Source organism: Bradyrhizobium sp. SUTN9-2, from assembly GCF_003122645.1.
GTDB classification, from domain to species: domain Bacteria; phylum Pseudomonadota; class Alphaproteobacteria; order Rhizobiales; family Xanthobacteraceae; genus Bradyrhizobium; species Bradyrhizobium yuanmingense.
Map to the genome: position 1 here is coordinate 6,435,854 of NZ_LAXE01000001.1, position 18,933 is coordinate 6,454,786.

20 protein-coding genes and 1 tRNA gene are annotated in these 18,933 nt (G+C 65.7%); 8 read left to right on the forward strand and 13 right to left on the reverse strand.

The annotated features are described in order from the left end of the window. Nucleotides 1-42 precede the first annotated feature (42 nt). The 6 genes from XF30_RS29815 to XF30_RS29840 are packed head-to-tail and all read right to left on the reverse strand — an operon-like array spanning nucleotide 43 to nucleotide 7,019. Entirely contained in the window at nucleotides 43-450 is a 408-nt protein-coding gene (locus XF30_RS29815) for a ribulose bisphosphate carboxylase small subunit (RefSeq protein WP_036003868.1), read from the reverse strand. Between the two features lie 11 nt (nucleotides 451-461). Continuing rightward, nucleotides 462-1,922, reverse strand: a complete 1,461-nt coding sequence (locus XF30_RS29820; RefSeq protein WP_036003865.1) for a form I ribulose bisphosphate carboxylase large subunit — start codon at nucleotides 1,920-1,922, stop codon at nucleotides 462-464. Between the two features lie 38 nt (nucleotides 1,923-1,960). Beyond that, the gene (fba, locus tag XF30_RS29825) at nucleotides 1,961-3,046 is read right to left on the reverse strand and encodes a class II fructose-bisphosphate aldolase (protein ID WP_109144646.1); all 1,086 of its coding nucleotides are present in this window, start codon (nucleotides 3,044-3,046) and stop codon (nucleotides 1,961-1,963) included. A gap of 12 nt (nucleotides 3,047-3,058) precedes the next feature. Then, entirely contained in the window at nucleotides 3,059-5,077 is a 2,019-nt protein-coding gene (tkt, locus tag XF30_RS29830; protein ID WP_109144647.1) for a transketolase, read from the reverse strand. 16 nt (nucleotides 5,078-5,093) lie between these two features. Continuing rightward, a complete protein-coding gene (locus tag XF30_RS29835) occupies nucleotides 5,094-5,969 on the reverse strand; it encodes a phosphoribulokinase (protein ID WP_036003856.1) in 876 nt (291 codons plus the stop codon). A 12-nt stretch (nucleotides 5,970-5,981) separates the two neighbouring features. Continuing rightward, nucleotides 5,982-7,019 (reverse strand): class 1 fructose-bisphosphatase, encoded by a 1,038-nt coding sequence (locus XF30_RS29840; RefSeq protein ID WP_036003852.1) that lies wholly within the window; start codon nucleotides 7,017-7,019, stop codon nucleotides 5,982-5,984. A 119-nt stretch (nucleotides 7,020-7,138) separates the two neighbouring features. Here XF30_RS29840 and XF30_RS29845 point away from each other — a divergent pair, with 119 nt between their 5' ends. Next, entirely contained in the window at nucleotides 7,139-8,116 is a 978-nt protein-coding gene (locus XF30_RS29845) for a LysR family transcriptional regulator (protein WP_036038207.1), read from the forward strand. A 237-nt stretch (nucleotides 8,117-8,353) separates the two neighbouring features. Here XF30_RS29845 and XF30_RS29850 read toward each other — a convergent pair whose 3' ends face one another. The 5 genes from XF30_RS29850 to XF30_RS29870 form a co-directional block, all read right to left on the reverse strand. Beyond that, nucleotides 8,354-8,551 (reverse strand): hypothetical protein, encoded by a 198-nt coding sequence (locus tag XF30_RS29850; RefSeq protein ID WP_036003876.1) that lies wholly within the window; start codon nucleotides 8,549-8,551, stop codon nucleotides 8,354-8,356. Between the two features lie 129 nt (nucleotides 8,552-8,680). After that, a complete protein-coding gene (locus tag XF30_RS29855) occupies nucleotides 8,681-9,100 on the reverse strand; it encodes a DUF4118 domain-containing protein (RefSeq protein WP_109145900.1) in 420 nt (139 codons plus the stop codon). A gap of 121 nt (nucleotides 9,101-9,221) precedes the next feature. Next, a complete protein-coding gene (locus tag XF30_RS29860) occupies nucleotides 9,222-10,415 on the reverse strand; it encodes an MFS transporter (protein ID WP_109144648.1) in 1,194 nt (397 codons plus the stop codon). 82 nt (nucleotides 10,416-10,497) lie between these two features. Then, nucleotides 10,498-11,118, reverse strand: coding sequence for a TetR/AcrR family transcriptional regulator (locus tag XF30_RS29865; RefSeq protein ID WP_109144649.1), 621 nt, complete (start codon nucleotides 11,116-11,118; stop codon nucleotides 10,498-10,500). Nucleotides 11,119-11,195: 77 nt separating this feature from the next. Continuing rightward, on the reverse strand, nucleotides 11,196-12,155 hold the full coding sequence (locus XF30_RS29870; RefSeq protein WP_109144650.1) for an N-carbamoyl-D-amino-acid hydrolase: 960 nt from the start codon (nucleotides 12,153-12,155) through the stop codon (nucleotides 11,196-11,198). Nucleotides 12,156-12,285: 130 nt separating this feature from the next. On the opposite strand from XF30_RS29870, the gene XF30_RS39575 reads away from it, so the two are divergent. From XF30_RS39575 to XF30_RS37885, 3 genes are all read left to right on the forward strand, one after another. After that, nucleotides 12,286-12,639 (forward strand): hypothetical protein, encoded by a 354-nt coding sequence (locus tag XF30_RS39575; protein WP_244609045.1) that lies wholly within the window; start codon nucleotides 12,286-12,288, stop codon nucleotides 12,637-12,639. Nucleotides 12,640-12,850: 211 nt separating this feature from the next. Beyond that, entirely contained in the window at nucleotides 12,851-13,177 is a 327-nt protein-coding gene (locus XF30_RS29880) for a hypothetical protein (protein ID WP_036003836.1), read from the forward strand. Between the two features lie 158 nt (nucleotides 13,178-13,335). Next, nucleotides 13,336-13,632, forward strand: a complete 297-nt coding sequence (locus XF30_RS37885) for a hypothetical protein (RefSeq protein WP_146207753.1) — start codon at nucleotides 13,336-13,338, stop codon at nucleotides 13,630-13,632. A 162-nt stretch (nucleotides 13,633-13,794) separates the two neighbouring features. Here XF30_RS37885 and XF30_RS29885 read toward each other — a convergent pair whose 3' ends face one another. Both XF30_RS29885 and XF30_RS29890 read right to left on the reverse strand, forming a co-directional pair. Next, nucleotides 13,795-14,835, reverse strand: a complete 1,041-nt coding sequence (locus XF30_RS29885; RefSeq protein ID WP_109144651.1) for a tripartite tricarboxylate transporter substrate binding protein — start codon at nucleotides 14,833-14,835, stop codon at nucleotides 13,795-13,797. 283 nt (nucleotides 14,836-15,118) lie between these two features. Further along, nucleotides 15,119-15,195, reverse strand: a tRNA-Pro gene (locus XF30_RS29890). A 50-nt stretch (nucleotides 15,196-15,245) separates the two neighbouring features. Here XF30_RS29890 and XF30_RS29895 point away from each other — a divergent pair. The 4 genes from XF30_RS29895 to XF30_RS29910 are packed head-to-tail and all read left to right on the forward strand — an operon-like array spanning nucleotide 15,246 to nucleotide 18,728. Then, nucleotides 15,246-16,253, forward strand: coding sequence for an L-threonylcarbamoyladenylate synthase (locus XF30_RS29895; RefSeq protein ID WP_158284422.1), 1,008 nt, complete (start codon nucleotides 15,246-15,248; stop codon nucleotides 16,251-16,253). Between the two features lie 16 nt (nucleotides 16,254-16,269). Then, nucleotides 16,270-17,694 carry an FAD-binding oxidoreductase gene (locus tag XF30_RS29900; RefSeq protein WP_109145902.1) on the forward strand — a complete coding sequence of 475 codons (1,425 nt, stop codon included), beginning with the start codon at nucleotides 16,270-16,272 and terminating at the stop codon, nucleotides 17,692-17,694. Beyond that, a complete protein-coding gene (locus XF30_RS29905) occupies nucleotides 17,691-18,137 on the forward strand; it encodes a GNAT family acetyltransferase (RefSeq protein WP_036028283.1) in 447 nt (148 codons plus the stop codon). Before XF30_RS29900 ends, XF30_RS29905 begins: the two co-directional genes overlap by 4 nt. Before the next feature lie 9 nt (nucleotides 18,138-18,146). Then, nucleotides 18,147-18,728: an NUDIX hydrolase gene (locus XF30_RS29910; RefSeq protein WP_036028286.1), complete on the forward strand. Its 582-nt coding sequence runs from the start codon at nucleotides 18,147-18,149 to the stop codon at nucleotides 18,726-18,728. Nucleotides 18,729-18,933: the final 205 nt, after the last annotated feature.

Here is an 18,933-nt window from a genome sequence, read left to right on the forward strand (position 1 = left end):
CAGGATGCGGAGCAGGGAGAGCTCCGCGCGGAAGCGGATGACTCAAGCTGGCGCGTGCGCAACCGGCTTGCGCACGGTGGTGTAGCGGACCGCACGGCCGCCGACCTCCTGCCGCACCAGCTCGAACTCCGTCTCTTGCTTCGGCCGGTTGACGAGGAAGGAGATCCGCACCGACTCCCAGCCGTGGCTGGCATCGAAGCCGCTGATGCGGATATAGCGGTCGCCGTAGACCCTGCGGCACTCGGCCAGCTCCATCATCACGCCGGCGGCGTCCTGGAGATCGAACATCGGCAGGCCCCACATCTCCCAATAGGTGTTTCGGGGATGCGGATCGTCGGTGAACTCGATGTTCACCGCCCAGCCATTGGCGAGGCAATACTGCACCTGGCTGGTGATCTGCTCGTCGGTCAGATCCGGCAGGTACGAGAAGCAGCCCTGGGTGATCTTCATCTCAAATCTCCTCAGACGGTTTCCAGCGCGGTCGGCACGAAGTCCGGCGTGTCGGTGGATTGATAGTTGAAAGTGACATCCTTCCAGACCTCGAGCGCGGCCTTCAGCGGCGTGCAGGTCTGGGCCGCCTTGGCCAAGATTTCCGGGCCCTCGTGCACATAGTCGCGGCCCTCGTTGCGGGCGAGGATCATCGCTTCCAGCGCCACGCGGTTGGCGGTCGCGCCGGCCGCAATGCCCATGGGATGGCCGATGGTGCCGCCGCCGAACTGCAGCACGACGTCCTCGCCTAACAGGTCGAGCAGCTGGTGCATCTGCCCGGCATGGATGCCGCCGGAGGCCACCGGCATCATCTTGTTGAGGCTCGCCCAGGACTGGTCGAAGAACAGGCCATGCTCGAGCTTGGTCGGGTTGAAGTCTTCGCGGCAGACATCGTAGTAGCCGCGTGTGGTGTTGGGATCGCCTTCGAGCTTGCCGACCACCGTGCCGGCGTGGATGTGGTCGACGCCGGCAAGCCGCATCCATTTGGCGATGACGCGGAACGACACGCCATGGCTCTTCTGCCGCGTATAGGTGGAGTGGCCGGCGCGATGCAGATGCAGGATCATGTCGTTGCGCCGCGCCCACTTGGCCATGGACTGGATCGCAGTGTAGCCGATCACGAGGTCGATCATCACGATCACCGAGCCGAGCTCCTTTGCGAACTCGGCGCGCTCGTACATGTCCTCCATGGTGGCCGCGGTGACGTTCAGGTAGGTGCCCTTCACCTCGCCGGAAGCGGCCTGCGCGCGGTTCACCGCCTCCATGCAATAGAGGAAGCGATCACGCCAATGCATGAAGGGCTGCGAGTTGATGTTCTCGTCGTCCTTGGTGAAGTCGAGCCCGCCCTTCAGCGCCTCATAGACCACACGGCCGTAATTGCGGCCGGACAGACCGAGCTTCGGCTTCACCGTCGCGCCGAGCAGCGGCCGGCCGAACTTGTCGAGCCGCTCGCGCTCCACCACGATGCCGGTCGCCGGTCCCTGGAACGTCTTCACATAGGCGACGGGAAAGCGCATGTCCTCGAGGCGCAGCGCCTTCAGCGGCTTGAAGCCGAACACGTTGCCGATGATCGAGGCCGAGAGGTTGGCGATCGAGCCCGGCTCGAACAGGTCGAGATCATAGGCGATGTAGGCGAAATACGAGCCGGGTGAGCCCGGAACGGGATCGACGCGATAGCACTTGGCACGATACTTCTCGGCCGCCGTCAGGCGATCGGTCCACACCACCGTCCAGGTCGCGGTCGAGGATTCGCCGGCAACCGCAGCAGAGGCCTCGATCGGGTCGACGCCCTCCTGCGGCGTCACGCGGAACAGCGCGATGACGTCGGTGTCCTTCGGCGTGTAATCGGGCTCCCAATAGCCCATGCGCTTGTATTCCATCACGCCGGAGCGATAGCGCTCTTTGCCGCGGACCGTGCCTGCATGTGCGTTCATGTCTCTCTCCTGCTCTTTTCTCTGCTCTTTCTGATTGGCTAAGCGGCAACCGGCTCGCGGGCGTCGATGCGCGGATCGAGCTCGCCGGCGCGATAGCGCCGCGCCATCTCGCTCATTGGAATGACCTTGATCTTGCTGGCGTGGCCTGCGGTACCGAACTGCTCGAACCGCTCGCGGCACAATTCGCGCATTGCGTCCATCGCCGGCTTCAGGAACTTGCGCGGATCGAATTCGGAGCGCGCTTCCGCCGCCACCTTCCGGAACACCGCGGTCATCGCCAGCCGGCAATCGGTGTCGATATTGACCTTGCGCACGCCGCTTCGGATGCCGCGAACGATCTCCTCGACCGGCACGCCCCAGGTCTGCGGCATCTCGCCGCCGAACTGGTTGAACATGTCCTGGAGCGGCTGCGGCACCGAGGACGAGCCATGCATGACCAGATGCGTGTTCGGCAGCCGGCCGTGGATCTCCTCGACCACCCGCATCGCCAGGATATCGCCATCCGGCTTGCGGCTGAACTTGTAGGCACCGTGCGAGGTGCCCATCGCGATCGCGAGCGCATCGACCTTGGTGGCGCGGACGAAGTCGACGGCCTGATCCGGATCGGTCAAGAGCTGGTCGTGACCGACCTTGCCCTCGACGCCGTGACCATCCTCCTGTTCGCCGCCGCCGTGCTCGAGCGAGCCGAGCACGCCGAGCTCGCCTTCGACGGACGCGCCGACCCAATGAGAGAGATCGACGACGCGGCGCGTGATCGCGACGTTATAGTCATAGTCGGCCGCCGTCTTGGCGTCGGCTTTGAGCGAGCCATCCATCATGACGGAGGTGAAGCCATGGGCGATGGCCGAGGCGCAGGTCGCTTCGTCATTGCCGTGGTCCTGGTGCATGCAGAGCGGAATGTCGGGATAGGTCCGCTCCAGCGCGTCGATCATGTGCGAAAGCATGAGATCGCCGGCATAGCTGCGCGCGCCGCGCGAGGCCTGGATGATGACCGGCGCATCGACCGCGGCCGCCGCCTGCATGATCGCGATGCCCTGCTCCATGTTGTTGATGTTGAACGCCGGCACGGCGTAGCCGTGGCTGGCAGCGTGATCGAGCAATTGGCGGAGAGTAATACGGGCCAAGATTCGTCCTCCTTATTGGCTCTTGCGGGCCATCGCCCGGCGAGCCGCTTCCGCAATGCTTTGCGGTGTGATGCCGAATTCGCGGTACAACACCGGGGCGGGGGCCGAGGCGCCGAACCCGCGCATGCCGACGAATTCGCCGTCAGCGCCGATCCAGCGATGCCAGTCGCCGGCGACAGCTGCCTCGATGCCGACGCGCGGCGCGGTGCCGAGCACCGAGGCGCGGTAATCCTCCGGCTGCTCCTCGAACAGTGCGAAACACGGAGCCGAGACCACGGCGGCGCGAACGTGCTCGGTCGCGAGCAGGCGTGCGGCTTCCAGCGCGATCGAGACTTCCGAGCCGGTTGCGATGAGCGTCACGTCACGGCCGCCGTCCGGCGAGACGACGAGATAGGCACCGTTCGCGACGCGGTTTCTGCCGCGCCCATCGCTGCGGAATGTCGGCAAGGCCTGCCGCGACAGGCATAGCACTGAGGGGCGATGCTCCGCCGCGAGCGCGCAATCCCAGGCCTCCAGCGTCTCCACGGCATCGGCGGGGCGGAACACCAGTAGATTGGGGATCACGCGCAACGCCGCGAGATGCTCGACCGGCTGGTGCGTCGGTCCGTCCTCACCAAGGCCGATGGAATCGTGCGTCATCACGTGGATGACGCGCAGCCGCATCAAGGCCGCAAGTCGGATCGCCGGCCGGCTGTAGTCGGAGAACGCCAGAAACGTGCCGCCATAGGGAATGAAGCCGCCATGCAGCGCCAGGCCATTCATCGCTGCGGCCATGCCGTGCTCGCGGATGCCATAGTGGATGTAGTCGCCGGCGAACGCACCGCTCTTGACCGGCGCCTGCGCCTTGGCATGCGTCAGGTTCGAATGGGTGAGGTCCGCGGAGCCGCCGACCAGGCCGGGAATTGTTCCTGCGATTCCCTCGAGCACCTGTTGCGAGGCCTGCCGCGTCGCCAGCTTCGGCCGCTCGGATGCAAAGTGCTCACGCAATTTCGCCGCGGCCAGCGCATAGGCGGCGGGCAGAGCCGCGGCTTTGCCCTCGACGAACAGGTCGCGCTGCTCCGGCGTCGCACCTTCGTAACGATCGAGCCAAGCGAGGCGGTCGACCTGCCCGCGCTGCCCGATCATCCGCCAAGCCTTGAGCACCGGGATCGGCACCACGAAAGGCTGATAGTCCCAACCCAGCGTCCGCCGCGCCGCTGCCGTCTGCTCGGTGCCGAGCGGCGCGCCATGCACTTTCTCGGTGCCCTGTCTATCAGGCGCGCCATAGCCGATGATTGTGCGACAGGCGATCAGTGACGGCTTCGCGGTCTCCCGCTCCTCCGCTATCGCCTGCGCCACCGCTTCGGGATCATGTCCGTCGACGCGGCGCACCGACCAGCCGGAGGCAGCGAAGCGCGCGAGCTGGTCGTCCGATGTCGCCAGCGAGGTCGGACCGTCGATGGAGATGCCGTTGTCGTCGAAAAGCACGATCAGCCGGCCGAGCCCGAGATGACCGGCCAGCGAGATCGCCTCATGGCTGAGGCCTTCCATCAGGCAGCCATCGCCCGCGATAACATAGGTGAAGTGATCGACGAGCCCATCGCCATGCCGCGCATTCGCCATCCGCTCGGCGAGCGCCATGCCGACCGCGGTCGCAATGCCCTGGCCGAGCGGTCCCGTCGTGGTCTCGACACCAGCCGTGTGGCCATATTCGGGGTGGCCCGGCGTCTTCGAGCCCCACTGGCGAAAGGCCTTGATGTCGTCGAGGCTGATATCGCCGCCGGTGAGATGCAGCAGCGCATAGAGCAGCATCGAGCCGTGCCCCGCCGACAGCACGAAGCGGTCGCGGTCCGGCCAGTTCGGATGCGCCGAGTCGAACTTCAGGAAGCGCGAGAACAGCACAGTCGCGACGTCGGCCATGCCCATGGGCAGCCCGGGATGGCCTGACTGCGCTGCCTCGATGGCGTCGACCGCGAGGAAGCGGACGGCATTGGCGAGATCGTTGTGCGTGACCGCATTGAGGTCGGCTTCGGCATGGACGGAGATGTTCATCGGAGTCTCTCCCTGTTCACTTCAGGCTGCGCTTGCGCTCGATCAGCTGCATGATCAGCGGCGTCAGGATCAGCTGCATGGCCAGGTCCAGCTTCGCGCCCGGGCACACGATCGAATTGGCGCGCGACATCCAGCTCTGCGGCAGCATCGAGAGCAGATAGGGGAAGTCGATACCGCGCGGATTCTTGAAGCGGATCACCACCATCGATTCGTCCGGCGTCGGGATCCAGCGCGCGATGAATGGATTGGAGGTGTCCACGGTCGGGACGCGCTGGAAGTTGATGTCGGTCTCGGTGAATTGCGGGCAGATGTAGTGGATGTAGTCGGGCATCCGCCGCAGGATGGTGTCGGTGACCGCCTCGGTCGAATAGCCGCGTGCGCTGCGGTCGCGGTGCAGCTTCTGGATCCATTCGAGGTTGATGACGGGCACGACGCCGATTTTGAGGTCGGCATAGCGCGCGACGTTCACCTTATCGGTGACTACGGCGCCGTGTAGGCCCTCGTAGAACAGCAGGTCCGAATCCTCCGGCAGCTGCTTCCAGTCGGTGAAGGTGCCTGGTGCCGCGCCATGCAGCGCCGATTCCTCGGCGTCGTGGACGTAGTGCCGCGTCACCGCGGTGCCGGTCTCGCCGTAGTCGCGGAAGGCGCGTTCCAGCTCCTCGAACAAATTGGTCTCGGGGCTGAAATGGCTGAAGTGCTTGTTGCCGCGCTCGGCCTCCTTCGCCATCTGCGCACGCATCTCGGCACGGTCGTAGCGGTGGAAGGCGTCGCCCTCGATGTAGACGGCGTTGACCTTCTCGCGGAAAAAGATCTGCTCGAAGGTCTTCTTGACGGAGGTGGTGCCGGCGCCGGAGGAGCCGGTGATGGAGATGATCGGATGCTTCCTGGACATCGGACGCCTCGCTCAGAGCCGGAAGAATCCGCGCCGCGCGAACAGCGGCGCCGAGACGCTGGCAACCAGCAGCGGATCGCAATGCAGCTCCTCGACGCGCCGCACCTCGTTGCTCGAGCCCATGATCAGCGGCACGCGCTGGTGCAGGCTCTGCGCCGATAGATCGAGGATGCGCTCGCGCCCGGTCGAGGCCGAGCCGCCGGCCTGCTCGATGATCATCGCCATCGGGTGTGCTTCGTAGGTCAGGCGAAGGCGGCCGTCGCCGTAGCCGGGCCGCGCATCGGAAGGGTAGAGAAACACGCCGCCACGGGTGAGGATGCGATAGGCCTCCGCGACCAGCGACCCGATCCAGCGCATGTTGAAATCGTGGTTGGCGTGACCGTCGACGCCGGCGAGGCATTCGTCGATGAAGGCGCGCACCGGCGGATCCCAATGCCGGCGGTTCGAGGCGTTGATCGCGAACTCCTCGCAGGCTTCGGCGATCTGCACGCCGCTGCGCGCGAAGCGGAAGCAGCCCGCCTTGCGATCGAGCGTGAAGATGTCGACGCCGTCGCCGAGCGTCAGCACCAGCGAGGTCTGCGGGCCGTAGGTGACGAAGCCCGCCGCGAGCTGCGCCGAGCCGCGCTGCTGAAAGGCGAGTGAGAGATCATCGGGGGCCGGCAGGATCGAGAAGATCGTGCCGACGGTCATGTTGATGTCGATGTTGGAGGAGCCGTCGAGCGGATCGATCGCGATGCAGATTCGCCCCTGACGATCGACGATCTGGGCCTCACGCATCTCCTCCGACGCCAGCGCCGCGATCGGCAGCCGGCCGAGGCAGCGGCGCAGGATCGCGTCCGCCTGGACGTCGAGGTCGCGTTGGAGATCGCCGTCGCTGTTGCGCCCGGTGGTCAGGCCCGAGGCGTCGGCGAGATCGCCGCTGGCGATGAGATCGGCAATCTCGATCGCCGCGGCCGCGATGGCATCGACCGCGGCTGCCACGGCCAACGCATGCGGCGCGGTCTCAGAATACCGTTGAAGGTGGTCGTCCAGCCTGAGTTGCCCGGTCATCTGCGTCCATCCCCTTGCCGGTGCCGCAACCATTCCCTCCTGGTGGAGGCAGGTCACGGTCAGTGCCGGCATTCAGGAGATTGACAGGAGCGGCTTAATAAGGAAAATTTCTAATCATAATGAGCCTCAAAGAATTTTCTTATAATGGCGCCGGCCATGCAGCGGCCCAGCTCCGGCATCTGACGATCCGGCAGCTGCGCTCGCTTGCGGCGCTCTCGGCCAAAGGCAGCGTGACGGCGGCGTCGAGCCATCTCGGGCTGACCCAGCCGGCCGTGACCCAGCAGCTGCGGCAGCTGCAGGACCTGGCCGGCCTGCCCCTGGTGCAGCGAACCGGCGACGGCATGCTGCTGACGGAAGCCGGCAGGGAGGTGCTGGCGCTGGCCGAACGGGTCGAAGCCGCGATCACCGATTGCCAGGGCGCGCTCGACCTGCTCGCGGGGCGGACCGGCGGCACCGTGCATCTCGGCGCGGTCTCGACCGCGAAATATTTCGTGCCGCACGCGATCGCGGCGTTCTCCAAGCGCTACCCCAAGATCGAGATCAAGCTGACCATCGGCAATCGCGAGGAGATCCGCGAGGCCATGCACGGCTACGACCTCGACTTCGCGGTAATGGGTCGGCCACCGGCCGACGTCACCGTCGACGTCCGCCAGCTCGGGCGCAACCCGCACATCATCGTCGCGCGCAAGGGCCATTGGCTGGAGAAGGATTCCGGCCTCAGCCTGACCGATCTCGTGCACGAGACCTTCCTCACCCGCGAGCCCGGCTCGGGCACGCGGACGCTGATGGAGGGCATGTTCCAGAAATCGGATCTCGAGCCGATCATCGGCATGGAGATGAGCAGCAACGAGACCATCAAACAGGCGGTCATCGCCGGGCTCGGCATCGCCTTCATCTCGGCTCACACCGTGGCGCATGAGCTCGCCGAGGGCCGGCTCGTCGTGCTCGACGTCGCGGGCCTGCCGATCGTGCGGCAATGGTACGTGATCCGCCGCAGCGACAAGGTGCTGCTGCCGCCCGCGCAGGCGATGTTCGATTTCCTCGGCTCGGAAGGCTCGAATTATCTGCCTGATTTGCCCGAGCTAGGCGGACGATAGCCGGCCTTCGCTCAGCTCATCAGCTTCATGGCGAGCGTCGCCGCCAGCACCACGATGATCTGGAGCAGGCGCTCCGTCGTGAAGATGCGGTTGAAGGTGGTCATCGCGTGCCCCGGCCGACGTGAAGAAGAATCTCTCGGCCGTTGCTAGCATAGAAGGATACGGAGACAACTCCGTAGTTGCCCGTGGCGGTCGCGCCTTCGGCGAGCCGGTTCAGGGCGCGCCGATGGCCGGCGATCAGGCCGCGAGCGGGGCGGTGTGGTCCGTGCGCGAGGCGAAATAGGCTTCCAGCTCCGACAGCGCCCGCGCCTCCCACTCGCTCGCCTGCTCCAGCAGCGACCAGCTCTGGCCCGGGCGGAACGCTGCGGTCTGGCGATAGAGCGATGCGATGCCGCGGTAGCGGCGCACGTTCTCCAGGATGGCGTGACCGTTCATGTCCGAAAACTCCCTCGTCATTCCCGCGGGAGAAACTGCGGCCAAATCTTTTTCGAAAAGTTAGCGGCGCGCGGCAAGTTTGCGGATGGTTGCCGGACTGTTGCTCGGGCGCAACGCGCGCGGCGCGATCTATTGCGGATTCGTTGCCGCGCTCTCGCCCGAAGGCTTCAGCCCGCCGCTTCTGACGATTGTCATCGTCGCGCGGCAGAGATCGGCAAGGCCGATCAGGAGGACGGCAAGAAGACAGAACAGGTTGATGGAATCGGCATGCGCGCTGCTCAGCGCATTGAGCTCGAAGAACGGCGGGATGAACGCCCACCACACCAGCGGCACGGTGAGCAGCGCGGCGAATGCCGCCGCCGGTGCACCCGCCATCAGCGCAAGCACGAACAGGCCGGGCAGGAACGCTACGAAATAGAACTTTGCGCCGAGCAGGACGCAGATGCCCTGAACCACGGCCGACACCGCGACGACGGCGAGCCCGAGCAGAAACGCCCCCCACGACCATGGCCGTACCCGCCGTGCGCCAAACAGCCCCGCACGTTTCATCAGCATCCCCCTGCCGCCCGTTAACCAGGTGCGTTGCGACGAAAGTACTACAACCGCAACCAATCCGCGAGATGGAAATTGCGTCATCGCGAGGTCGGTCGCACCGTTCCGGCGACGGCCGCTACTCGGTCAGCGCGTAGAGCAACCCCGCGACGGGCAAAGCAAGGCCAATGGTCGATGCGAGCGTCCAGCCGCCCTGTGCGAACGCCCAGGCTCCGACCGCCGAGCCGACCGCGCCGGCGGCGAAGAACGTCGCCATGTAGAGACCATTGAGGCGACTGCGGTGCTCGTGCCCGAGCGCGAAGATGGCGCGGAAGCCCAGCACCACATTGCCCTGGACGCCCATATCGATCGCAATCGCGGCCACCACCAGACAGGCGAGGTTCAGCATCGAGCCGGACGCGCCGATGGAGGTCACCAGGAAGCCGGCGGCCGTGAGCAGCATCGCGACCAGCGTCGCGATCCGGCTATGGCCGCGGTCCGCGAGGCGCCCGGCGATCGGTGCTGCGAACACGCCGGCGACGCCGGCCAGCGCGAACAGCGCGATGCCGCGCTGGGAGAAGCCGAACTCGCCGGCGAGCTGGAGTGGCGCCACCGTCCAGAAAAGGGTGAAGGCGCCGAACAGGCTCGCCTGGTACAGCGCGCGGCGCCGCAGCAGCGGCGTGGCCCGCACCAGGTCCGGCATCGACAGCAGCAATTGGCCGTAATGCATCCGCGTGACCGGCTTGCGCTTCGGCAGCGTCATCCAGAGCACGGCTGCGAGCACGATCATCAGCGCGGCGGAGGCGAAGAACACTGCGTGCCACGACAGCAAGGCGGTGACGAAGCTCGACACCGGACGCGCCAGCATGATGCCGAGCATCAGGCCGGTCGAGACGTTGCCGACGACGCGGCCGCGGATGGCTTCGGGCGCCAGATGCGCTGCATAGGGGATGATGATCTGCACCGCGACCGAGCCGAGGCCGATGAACAGTGCGGCGAGCAGGAACGGCAGCGCATGGGTTGCGAACGCCGCGGCGAGCAGCGCCGCGGCGCCGAGCATGATCACCGAGCAGATCAGCGCGCGGTTCTCGACGAGATCGCCGAGCGGCACGATCAGCAGCAGCCCGGTGCCGTAGCCGATCTGCGTCATCGTCACGATCAGCCCGCTAGCTGCATGCGACAGGCCGAGCGCGGCGCTGATTGGGGCGATCAGCGGCTGCGCATAATAGATGTTGGCGGCGACCATGCCACAGGCCGCGGCAAGCACGAAGGTCAGGCGCTGCGACACCGCATCCGGCCCCGGCGCGGTCTCGATCGTGGCATTCATCGTCATTCGCATGGTCTCCAGGTAAGGCGCAGGGAATGGCCGTTAGGTAAGGTATAGGGAATGGTCATTCCCTATTCTGACAAAAAATTCAGGCGAGCAGCTTCATTGCGGCGCCGACGAGACGCTCTGCGTCGAGCGGCAGACGCGCCTTGCCGACGACGCGCATTCCCTGCGTGATGCAGAGCATCAGCCGCGCGGTGTCGTCGGCTACGACATGGCGGGGGATCGAGCCATCGGTCTGTCCGGCGCGGATGAGGCCGGCGATGAAGCTCTCGTTGCTCGCGAGCTGTGTGCTGACGCGGGCACGCACGACCGGATCGAGCGCGGACAGCTCGACCGCGCTGCCGACCACGAGGCAGCCGCGCCGCCCCTCGATTCCCCGGGAGTGCTCGACATAGGACAGCAGCACGTTGCGGATTTGCTCGCGGCCGTTTGCACCACGCGCCGCCGCGCTGCGGGTCTGCTGCTGGCGCAGGGCCGTGTAGCGCTCGAAGGCGGCGAGAAACACCGCATGCTTGTCGCGAAACGCCTTGTAGATGCTTCCCGTCGCGAGCCGCATCGCCGCAGTGAGGTCCCCGATCGAGGTGGCATGATAGCCGCGCTCACGAAACACGCGCACGGCGCGGTCGAGCGCGGTGTCCATGTCGAATTCCCGGGGACGGCCGGGCAGACGGGCGGCAGGTCGGGAGCGGCGGGCGGTCTTTTGCATTGCGGGATAATAGGGAATGAACGTTTCCGAATAAACACACGTGGTCGTGAAGAGAATCAATGACGAAGGAGAGAGCGTCACCCCCTCCGCGGCACCGACGTCCCATCCGCCATGATCGTCACGCCCTTCCGCTCGACGATCATGCCGTAGGCGCGCGGCTGGCGGTGCACGTCGAAATTGAAGGTGGTGCGCTTGTAGGAACTGCAGAGATCGAGATCGCAGCGCGCCAGCGCGATCTCGTCGCCCTTTGTCGTGCAGGCCGCAATGATCTCGCCCGAGGGCGCGATGATGCAGCTGCCTCCGATGTGGTCGACGCCCTCCTCCACACCGGCCTTGGCGACCCCGACCACGAATGTGCCGTTCTGATAGGCGCCGGCCTGCATCACCAGATGATTGTGGAACAGCGAGAGATCGTCATGCTCCGGCGCGGGCGGATTGTGCACGGGCGTGTTGTAGCCGATCAGCACCATCTCGACGCCCTGCAGGCCCATCACGCGATAGGTCTCGCTCCAGCGGCGGTCGTTGCAGATCGCCATGCCGATCACGCCGCCGAAGGCATCGACCACGCCGAAGCCGCTGCCGGGCTCGAAATAGCGCTTCTCCAGATGCTGGAATTCGCGCCACGGTTCGTGCTCGGCATGGCCGGGCAGATGCACCTTGCGATATTTCAGGACGATCGCGCCGCTCTTGTCGACGAGGATGGACGTGTTGTAGCGCCTGACAATCCCGACCTCGAGCGTCAGTTCGGCATAGCCGAGGCAGAAGCCGATGCCGAGCTGGCGGGCGAGATCGAACAGCGCCTGTGTCTCGGCACCGGGCATCTCGCGCTCGAAGAAGCTGTCGATCTCGGCCTGGTCCTCGAAGTACCAGCGCGGAAAGAACGTGGTCAGCGCCAGCTCGGGATAGACGATCAGGTCGCAGCCGCAGGCCCGCGCCTCGCGCATCAACGCCATCAGTCGCGCCACCACCGCGGACCTCGACTCGCTCCTCGCGATCGGTCCGAGCTGGCCGGCTGCAATGGTCACAGTTCTCGTCACGCGTCGTTCCTCATCTTTTTCGAGTGCGCCCGGCCAGAGCCTATCACCCGCGCGCACAGGCCGCCTCGGCGCCCCGTACTGAGGGCACAATTCAAATTCCGTGCCTGCGGGTATCATCGTGCGGCGCTAGGTGAGCACCAAACAAGAACTTCGTTGCCGATCTGCAACGGTTCCCCGCCGTCTGAAGCCGGACAAAACAAACTCTCATTCCGGCCATGAACCGATCTCACAAGGCCGTGAGACTATCAGGGGAACGACGATGCGTGCACAACGCGTTTGGAAAGTGAATGGGGCCGCCAGCATCGGGCAGCTTCAATCGAGACTGGACGACCTGAACAAGCGTCTCGGTCAGCTCGAAAACCAGCATCCGGACAGCTGGAAGCTCGAGGAGCTGAGATCGAGCGCGCTCAGCCTGTCGCGGGAGATCGACGACATCCGCTGCGCCGAAGCGACGGCGGCCTTGAGCGAGCTGCTGCGGAAATAGTCGGCCTGCCGATTCGCGCCGGCGCAGGGAACCAAGCGCGGCGGCGGCCATTTCCATGCAAAGCATGGAGCAAGACCATGAGCAGGCAGCTGACGCGCGCCGATCTCGCGCGCGACGTGGCCGGGCCCACGCTGGTTCTGTGCACGGCGGCGGCCTTCACCATCGCGCGCCATTTCTCATTGTGAAGAATTTGACGCTGTGAGGGATTTGCATGACGTCCGATCCCGAGGAGCAGGTCAGGCTGCAAGGCTACGGCGAGATGACGCTGCGCACCGCGGTCGAGACCTTGATGCTGCTCGCACCGCGTGAGCGGTCCGAGGCCGCGATCTATCGCGTCCGCGACGGCGTGCGCCTCGCGCAAAGCGAGGTCGCCGAGCTCGCATCACACTGGGGTATCCAGCCCGCGCCCAACGTGCGATCGCCGAGACTGGTGCCGGAGCAGCACTGGCAAGACGTCGTCCGCGGCATGGTGCGCGACGCCCCGCTGCCGTCGCTGCTGGTGGCCTTTCTGGTCGGTGTGCTGGTCGCTCGCAGATAATGCGCGCTCGCGATGACGCGCTCATGCCAATGGAAATCGCGGCGTTCCGTGAAACCCGAGGAAACCTTTTTTGCTCGCGAAAACGCGACCGTTCCGCGCGGAACGTCTCGCGGCAGGAGGGATTGGTCCCCCGTTAAGCCTCGAACATGGAGACAACCATGACACGTACGAAACTCGTGAGCGTCGCCGCAACTCTGGCCGCGATTTTGCCGCTCGCAACTGTAAGCCCCAGCCTCGCTGCGGGACGCGGTCCCGGCCCGTGCACCCCACCGGCTGGAGAAGCAGTCGGCGCCGCCGGGCCCGCCATGAGCGGCGGCCAGTTGATGGCCGGCATCGGCCAATGCCAGCGCATCGGCGATTGGCACCCCACCAACACCTACGGTTACCCGGGCCCGGGTTACGGCTATGACGGGCCTCGCTGGGGCACATCAGCCTACGCACCCTACGAAGAATAGGGCCCTTCACATCAGAAGATCACAGCGGCGCGGTCGATCACGGCCGCGCCGTTTGCGTTGGAGGGTGGCAAACATGAGGCGGCGCGGCTATCGAGACCTTGATTTGCAGCGGCCCGAAGCATGACGAATAGTCTTAGCAACCGCCTGCCAGAGCAGGATCAATCACTTCTGTTCGCTTGCCCGCATCTGCTCGGCAAAAGGACGCAGGGCTTCGGACATGTCGTCGAGGCGTTTCTGCCACTCCGCGCCAGGCATGAAGGCGATCACCGGCTCATCCCCGGGCGAACCCGTCAGGTACTCTGGACTACGCAGGCCCTCGGCGATCCCGGCTTCCAGCTTCTTGACGATGTCGTCTGGAACGCCCTTGGGGACCGCAAAGCCGCGTTCCGCCGTCGTCATGACCGGAAAGCCCGCCTCCTCTGCCGTCGGAACGCCCGGCAGCGATGGAAAGCGCTTCTTCGACAGGATCGCGATGACACGAAATGGCCCCTTGTTGGTGCCATGCAATTCGGGGATCTCGCTGAGGGTGACCATGCCGACGTCCAGATGCCCGCCCAGGAGATCGGTCCGCTGTGCGGCCGTTCCTCTGTAGCAGATCTCGTTGGGCTCGACTTTCGCGGCTGCCGCAAGCATGCGAATGGCCAGATGACCGTTCGTGCCGGCACCATTGTGACCGAAGGTCACCGAGCCCGGCTTGCTGCGCAGTGCGGCAACGACATCCGGCAGATTGCTGAATCTGCTATCGGCAGGCACCACCATGACATTCGGATCTTCGACGACGCGAGCGACCAGCCGGATTTCATCCGTGGTGTATTGGGTTTTGCGGGTCATTGGCAGGAAGTTGTAGCCTGGCACGTTGACGACACCGATCGAATAGCCCTCGGGCGCCGCGCGCGCGATCGACGCAAACGCGATCTCTCCGCCGGCGCCGGGCTTGTTCAGGACGACGAACTTCGCCTTGCCGCCCAGCACACGCTCGACAAAGGGAAGGAGCTTGCGCGCCATGACATCGGTGCCGCCGCCGGGCGCAAAGCCGACGACGACTTCGATCGGCTTGTCGTCGGGCCACGCGGCCCATGCCGACCCGCAGGCCGCGAAGCCAAAAGCCGTAGCGAGCGCGATGATTTTATTGTTCATGATTTCCAGCCCTGTTTTTGTTATTGGCCGATCGCGCCTCAGGCGCGCGATCAGCTTGGGACTCATCTAGCCGTCGGAATGACTGGAGGGCAACCGGCGAGGCACCACGGCCCGGCGCTGATGGTGGCGTTTTTTGGTGGGTGTGCTGATGGCGCGGCGGTAGGCCCCTGACCTAGCTCGCAAGTCGGAACCGCCGGCGCTCGCTTCTGGCAAGCCATGCTACCGCGACAGGCCACCCTGCCCCGCCAAATCGGCCGTGGACCCAATCCCGAAATCGTTGCAAAAAGGCGTCCTGAGGCGCCGGCAGCCGGTCTGCCAAGACTCTGGAAAACGTCGACTTTTAAAAGAATGGTCGGAGTGGCAGGATTCGAACCTGCGACCCCTGCGTCCCGAACGCAGTGCTCTACCGGGCTGAGCCACACTCCGACAAGAAGGCGGCTTATAGCGTCGGGCTTGACGCACTGCAAGCGGCCGAGATGAGGAATTTTATCCCTGTGAAGACGGGTGTCGAAACGCTGATATTGCCGGCCGGCGAAGCCGACGCGGAAGCCGCCGCCCGGCGACTTGCGGCCGGCGGGCTGGTCGCGTTTCCGACCGAGACCGTCTACGGGCTCGGGGCGGATGCTGCCAATGCGGTCGCGATCGCCCATCTCTACGCCGCCAAGGGCCGGCCGGCGTTCAATCCGCTGATCGCGCATGTTGCGGATCTCAAAGCCGCGCGGCGGATCGGGCTGTTCGATGCGCGCGCGCTGGCGCTTGCGGAGGCGTTCTGGCCGGGGCCGCTGACGCTGGTGGTGCCCAAGATCGAGGACTGTCCGGTGGCGGATCTCGCCACGGCTGGCCTCGACACGGTGGCGATCCGCATCCCCGCCCATCCCGTCGCGCAGGCGATCCTGCGCGCCTTCGGCGGCGCCGTGGTGGCGCCCTCGGCCAACATCTCCGGCCACGTCTCGCCGACGCTGGCCGCGCATGTCGAGAGCGACCTTGCCGGGCGGATCGACCTGATCATCGACGGCGGGCCTGTTACGGTCGGCGTTGAATCCACGATTGTCGGCTGCTTCGACGCGCCGATGCTGCTTCGTCCCGGTGGGCTCTCGCGCGAGCGGATCGAGGCTGTGCTGGGCGCGCCGCTGGCGCGGCCGCCGGTGGAGGCTGGCAGCGACGACAGCCAGCCACTGGCCCCGGGCATGCTGGCCTCGCATTATGCGCCGCGCGCCCTTGTGCGGCTCAACGCACGTGAGGTCGCGCCGGGCGATGCGCTGCTGGCGTTCGGCCCGGAGCGCCTGCCCGGTCTTGACGCCGCCTCGGCCGTCATGAATTTGTCGCCCACCGCCGATCTCGATGAAGCCGCGGCCAATCTGTTCGGCTATCTTCGCAGCCTCGATGCGAAAGCGCCGCGGGCGATTGCAGTGATGCCGATTCCCGAAGATGGTCTGGGCGAGGCGATCAACGACCGGCTGCGCCGCGCCGCGGTGGCGCGTTGAAGCAAGAGACGAGGACATGAACATCAACAAGCCTGCCACCCCGCCGCTTGCGCCCGAATTGATCGAGCAATTCCGCAAGATCGTCGGCGACCGCCACGCCATCACCGACCCGACCGATATCGAGCCTTACGTCACCGAGGAGCGCAATCTGTTCCACGGCCGCTCGCCGCTGGTGCTGCGCCCGGGCTCGACGGCGGAGGTTTCCGCGATCTGCAAGCTCGCCTCCGCGCACAACATCGCGCTGGTGCCGCAGGGCGGCAACACCGGGCTCGTCGGCGGCCAGACGCCGCACAATGGCGAGGTGGTAGTGTCGCTGCGCCGGCTCGACAAGATCCGCGAGGTCGACACCGCGTCCAACACCATGACAGTGGAAGCCGGTGTGGTGCTGCAGATCGCGCAAGCCAAGGCCTCCGAGGTCGACCGGCTGTTTCCGCTGTCGCTCGGCGCGGAAGGCAGCTGCACCATCGGCGGCAACCTCTCGACCAATGCCGGCGGCACCGCGGCGCTCGCCTATGGCGTCGCGCGCGAGATGGCGCTGGGCCTCGAAGTGGTGCTCGCCGATGGGCGCGTGCTCAATTCGCTGTCAAAGCTGAAGAAGGACAACACCGGCTACAATCTACACAACCTCTTCATCGGCGCCGAAGGCACGCTCGGCATCATCACCGCGGCGACGCTGAAACTGTTTCAGAAGCCGCGGGCGATCGAGACCGCCTTCGTCGGGCTGAAATCGCCTGCGGCGGCGCTGAAGCTGCTCACCATCGCGCAAGGCGAAGCCGCCAATGCGCTGACGAGCTTCGAGCTGCTGTCGGAGCTGGCGGTGGATTTCTCCGTCCGCCACGGCATCGACGTGCGCGATCCGCTTGCAGAGAAGCATCCCTGGTACGTGCTGATGGAATTGTCATCGCCGAGCGAGGATGCCCGCACGCTGGAGACGATCCTCGGCCGTGCCATGGAGGAGGAGATCGTCGACGACGCCGTGATCGCGGCGAGCCTCGCCCAGCGCGGCGCGTTCTGGAAGCTGCGCGACGAGATGTCGGCGGCGCAGAAGCCGGAAGGCGGCTCGATCAAGCACGACATCTCCGTCCCGGTTGCGGCCGTGCCCGAATTCATCGCGGAAGCCGATGCGGCCGTGGTGAAGCTGATCCCCGGCGCCCGGCCGGTGCCGTTCGGCCATCTCGGCGACGGCAATCTGCATTACAACGTCAGCCAGCCGATCGGCGCCGACACCGCCGATTTCCTCGCGCGCTGGCATGATGTGAACGCGGTGGTGTTCGAGATCGTGCTGCGCATGGGCGGCTCGATCTCGGCCGAGCACGGCATCGGCGTGCTCAAGCGCGACGAGCTCCCCGAGGTGAAGGACAAAACCGCGATCGAGCTGATGCGCTCCATCAAGACGATGCTCGATCCGCTCGGCATCATGAATCCGGGGAAGGTGCTGTGAGCGCTTCCCTTGCGATCGATGCGATCACCGATGCCGACGTCGAGGGCGTGGTCGCGCTGTGGCAGCGCTGCGGCCTGACGCGCCCCTGGAACGACCCGCATGCCGACATCGCACTAGCGCGGCGGCGCGACAATTCCACCGTGCTGGTCGGCCGCGACAATGGCGCGATCGTCGCCACCGTGATGGTCGGCCATGACGGCCATCGCGGCTGGGTCTATTACGTCGCCGTCGATCCCAGCTGTCAGAAGCACGGCTTCGGCCGCATCATCATGGCGGCGGCCGAGGACTGGCTGCGAAGCGCCGGGATTTTGAAGCTGCAGCTCCTGGTCCGTCGCGAGAACGCGCAGGCCAACGCGTTCTATGGCTCGCTCGGCTTCGAGCTGTCGACATCCCTGATGTTCCAGAAGTGGCTCGACGGCCGTGCGACCACGCCAAGCAATTGAGATCGAGGCATGACCCTTTCCGACCGCGTCCGCATCAAGGACGTCCGCGTGCTCTCGGACGGTTGGACCACGCTGAAGACCACGACCTTCGAATACCGGCGCGCAAGTGGCGAGTGGCAGACCCAGCATCGCGAGACCTATGAGCGCGACAACGCCGCCGCCGTGCTGCCATATAATCTCGCGCGACGGACCGTGATCCTGGTGCGCCAGTTCCGCCTTCCGGCCTTCATCCGCGGTTACGACGACCTCTTGATCGAGGCCGCCGCCGGCGTGCTCGACAACGCCGAGCCCGAGGAGCGCATCCGCGCCGAGGCGGAGGAAGAGACCGGCTATCGCCTGCACCATGTCCACAAGGTGTTCGAGGCCTTCATGAGCCCCGGCGCCATCACCGAGAAGCTGCATTTCTTCGTCGCCGAATACGAGCCGGAGATGCGGGTGAGCGACGGCGGCGGCCTGGAGCACGAGGGCGAGGACATCGAGGTGCTGGAGCTGTCCATCGACGAGGCGCTGGCGATGATCGCCGACGGCCGCATCATCGACGCCAAGGCGATCATGCTGCTGCAGTATGTGGCGCTGCATGTGTTCAGGTGACCTTGCGGCTGTCCTTCCTTCTCCCCTTGTGGGAGAAGGTGGCGCGAAGCGCCGGATGAGGGGTTCTCTCCACTTGTGAGATCGTTCGTGAGGATGGATACCCCTCACCCGTCTCGCCGCTATGCGGCGATCCACCCTCTCCCACAAGGAGAGAGGGGGGAGCGCAGCTCGCTCTATCAAGCCTGCAATTCAGACCTGCGCCGCC

Coding starts and splice junctions, on each gene's coding strand:
- tkt (WP_109144647.1), bottom strand. CDS start 5,077: ATGAACATCTCCGTCCATGCCGAAGCCGACCTCAATGCGGTCACGCAC.
- XF30_RS29885 (WP_109144651.1), bottom strand. CDS start 14,835: ATGAGTCCCAAGCTGATCGCGCGCCTGAGGCGCGATCGGCCAATAACA.
- XF30_RS29835 (WP_036003856.1), bottom strand. CDS start 5,969: ATGTCCAGGAAGCATCCGATCATCTCCATCACCGGCTCCTCCGGCGCC.
- XF30_RS29850 (WP_036003876.1), bottom strand. CDS start 8,551: ATGAACGGTCACGCCATCCTGGAGAACGTGCGCCGCTACCGCGGCATC.
- XF30_RS29900 (WP_109145902.1), top strand. CDS start 16,270: ATGAACATCAACAAGCCTGCCACCCCGCCGCTTGCGCCCGAATTGATC.
- XF30_RS29910 (WP_036028286.1), top strand. CDS start 18,147: ATGACCCTTTCCGACCGCGTCCGCATCAAGGACGTCCGCGTGCTCTCG.
- XF30_RS29895 (WP_158284422.1), top strand. CDS start 15,246: ATGAGGAATTTTATCCCTGTGAAGACGGGTGTCGAAACGCTGATATTG.
- XF30_RS29815 (WP_036003868.1), bottom strand. CDS start 450: ATGAAGATCACCCAGGGCTGCTTCTCGTACCTGCCGGATCTGACCGAC.
- XF30_RS29840 (WP_036003852.1), bottom strand. CDS start 7,019: ATGACCGGGCAACTCAGGCTGGACGACCACCTTCAACGGTATTCTGAG.
- XF30_RS29855 (WP_109145900.1), bottom strand. CDS start 9,100: ATGAAACGTGCGGGGCTGTTTGGCGCACGGCGGGTACGGCCATGGTCG.
- XF30_RS29820 (WP_036003865.1), bottom strand. CDS start 1,922: ATGAACGCACATGCAGGCACGGTCCGCGGCAAAGAGCGCTATCGCTCC.
- XF30_RS29880 (WP_036003836.1), top strand. CDS start 12,851: ATGACGTCCGATCCCGAGGAGCAGGTCAGGCTGCAAGGCTACGGCGAG.
- XF30_RS37885 (WP_146207753.1), top strand. CDS start 13,336: ATGACACGTACGAAACTCGTGAGCGTCGCCGCAACTCTGGCCGCGATT.
- XF30_RS29860 (WP_109144648.1), bottom strand. CDS start 10,415: ATGACGATGAATGCCACGATCGAGACCGCGCCGGGGCCGGATGCGGTG.
- XF30_RS29865 (WP_109144649.1), bottom strand. CDS start 11,118: ATGCAAAAGACCGCCCGCCGCTCCCGACCTGCCGCCCGTCTGCCCGGC.
- XF30_RS29845 (WP_036038207.1), top strand. CDS start 7,139: ATGAGCCTCAAAGAATTTTCTTATAATGGCGCCGGCCATGCAGCGGCC.